Raw genomic sequence first — 2401 nt, forward strand, 5'->3', positions numbered from 1 at the left:
GGGCCAGGTCGCCGGGGTAGTACGCGCCGAGCGGCGCGACGCGCATCGCCGCGCCGTTGCCCATCGATCCACGCCCGCCGAACTGCGCGGTCGTGGCGGTCCGCCAGGGGGCGCCGTCGCGCAGCGCGCGCAACAGGACGACGGTGCCGGGGCCGTAACCGCGGTAGGGGTCGTACCGCTCGGCGAACGCCGCCGCGAGCGCGTCGCGCTCGACCTGCCCGTGGCGCCGCAGCACGTCGAGGAGGTTGCAGGCCATCTCGGTGTCGTCGGTCCAGGGCCAGGGCGGAGCCGGCAGCGCGGCCTCGTCGAGCAGCAGCGGCCGGTTCTCCATGGCGAAGAACTGCGCCCCGAACGCGTCACCGACGGAGAGCCCCACGAGCGAGTCGAAGGCGGTCATGAATCCTCCTGCGTCGGACGAGTGACCGATCGCGCCGTGTTCGCGCTTCGGTCGGCTCATGCCTCGAACCGTATCCGGGGTCAGGAGTCCTGGCCGAGCTGGTGGCGGATCGCGTCGGAGTCGCGTACGGCCCAGTGCTCGACGATGCGGCCGTTCCGTACGCGGACCATGTCCATGCCGAGGACCTCATAGCGCCGCCCGGAGGCCGTGTGCGTGCCACGGGTGGTGTAACGGTTGACCGAGGTGTCGCCGGCCACGACGTTCTGCTCGATCGTCACCGAGACGTCGTGGAACGCGCCGCCCGCGCCGAAACCCTCCCACTTGCGCCGCCAGGCCTCGATGCCGTGGTGGTCGCCGGAGGACCCGCCGCGGTGGTCGATCACGTCCGGGTCGATCAGCGCGAGCGCCTCGTCGAGCCGCCCGGCGAGGACCTCGTCGTACATGGCGACCACGCGCCGGTGGACCTCGCCCGGTCCGGGGGTGACATCCGTCATCGTCGTTCTCCTTCGTCACGAGTAAACGGGGAACTCCCCGTTTCGGGGTTGACGGTAAACTAACCGGGGAGTGCCCCGTTTAGCAAGGGAGGGTCATGCCGCCGCGTGAGGCCGCCAAGCCGGAGGGCCGGCCCCGCCGGGCCGACGCCCGGCGCAACCACGACCTGCTGCTGACCGCCGCCAAGGAGGTCTTCGCCGAACGGGGCGCCGACGCGCCGCTGGACGACGTCGCCCGCCGGGCCGGGGTCGGCAACGCCACGATGTACCGCCACTTCCCGACGCGTCAGGAACTGCTCATCGCCGTCTACTCCGACGAGGTGACGGAGCTGTGCGCGCGGGGCGAGGCGCTGCTCACGGCGGAGCCGCCGGACGACGCGCTGTTCGCCTGGCTGGAGGCGTTCGTGGCGCACGTCGCGACCAAGCGGGAACTGGCACTGGCCCTCACCGACGACCGCGCGGGCCGGCGCTCGGAGCTGTTCGACGGCTGGCACGAGTCGATGCGCGCGACCGCCGAGGCCCTACTGGAACGGGCACGGAGGTCCGGGGCGGTTCACCCCGGCGTGGCCGCGGCCGACCTGCTGGCGCTGGCCAACGGCATCGCCCTGACCGGCACGGGAGACCCCCGGACCCGCCGCCTGCTGGACCTGGTGCGCAAGGGCGCGACCACGCCCCCGTAGAACCCGGCTCAAAGCCCCGCCTGCGCCGTCGTCGGCTGTCGGCCGGGTTTCTGTTCTGCGTGGCGGTGCGTGGCCGTGGGGCCTGGCTCAAAGCCCTGCCTGTGTCGCCGTCGGCCGCCGACCGGGTTTCTGTTCCGTGCGGCGGTGCGTGGCCGTGGGGCTCGGCTCAATGCCCCACCGTCCCGCTGTGGGGTGTCTTGCTGGCGTTGTCGTCGACTGGGGGGCGGCTCCCTTTCGTCAGGCGGCGCGTCGTCGTGGGGTCTGGCTCAACGCCCCGCCGTCCTGTCGCGGGGCGCTTCGCCGACGTTGTCGGCCGAGGTCAGGCCGACTCCCTCTTCCGCCTGGACATCGCGCTACGGAAGAGGGCTTCGGGGCCGGCCCTGGGTCAGTGCCGGCCGGCCCGGGCCAGGGCCTGTTCGGCCTGTTCGGCCAGGGTGGTCACGAGGTCGGCCGCGGAGGGCAGGTCGGTGATGAGGTCGACGGCCTCGCCGGCCCAGACCGGCAGTGGGGTGACGGCGCCACGTGCCACGTCGTCCTGGTAGTCGCGCTTCGCGGAGGCGTCGGCGGCGAGTTCGGCCTCCCGGCCGCGCCATCGGTCGAGATAGGGATGGCCGAGGGTGCGGGCGGTGTACTTGGCGGGCCACCGGGAGCCGCGGACGATGTCCAGCACTTTGCTGCGCTCGGTGTCCTCCGCGCCGCTCTCGACGATCGCCTTGGTGATCGAGGGATCGACCAGTGCCTCGGCGGTGGCCTGGAACCGGGTGCCGAGGAGCGCCCCGGCCGCGACCAGGGCCAGCGCCGCGGCCACGCCGCGGCCGTCGGCGATGCCGCCG

Annotated in this window: 4 protein-coding genes; 1 reads left to right on the forward strand and 3 read right to left on the reverse strand. The window is 73.2% G+C overall.

The window, feature by feature from the left end:
* Together ACFFNX_RS47755 and ACFFNX_RS47760 are read right to left on the reverse strand one after the other, a co-directional pair.
* The coding region (locus ACFFNX_RS47755) for an ADP-ribosylglycohydrolase family protein (RefSeq protein WP_378213058.1) at positions 1–397 on the reverse strand (397 nt) is incomplete at its 3' end.
* 80 nt (positions 398–477) lie between these two features.
* A complete protein-coding gene (locus ACFFNX_RS47760) occupies positions 478–891 on the reverse strand; it encodes an ester cyclase (protein WP_378213060.1) in 414 nt (137 codons plus the stop codon).
* A 95-nt stretch (positions 892–986) separates the two neighbouring features.
* Between ACFFNX_RS47760 and ACFFNX_RS47765 the strand changes: the two genes are divergently transcribed.
* Positions 987–1568 (forward strand): TetR/AcrR family transcriptional regulator, encoded by a 582-nt coding sequence (locus tag ACFFNX_RS47765; RefSeq protein ID WP_378213061.1) that lies wholly within the window; start codon positions 987–989, stop codon positions 1566–1568.
* Positions 1569–1953: 385 nt separating this feature from the next.
* On the opposite strand, the gene ACFFNX_RS47770 is transcribed toward ACFFNX_RS47765, so the two are convergent.
* Positions 1954–2401 (reverse strand): nitronate monooxygenase (locus tag ACFFNX_RS47770; protein ID WP_378213062.1); only part of this gene is annotated, 448 nt, incomplete at its 5' end.

Source organism: Actinoallomurus acaciae (genome assembly GCF_042429965.1).
Classification (GTDB): domain Bacteria; phylum Actinomycetota; class Actinomycetes; order Streptosporangiales; family Streptosporangiaceae; genus Actinoallomurus; species Actinoallomurus acaciae.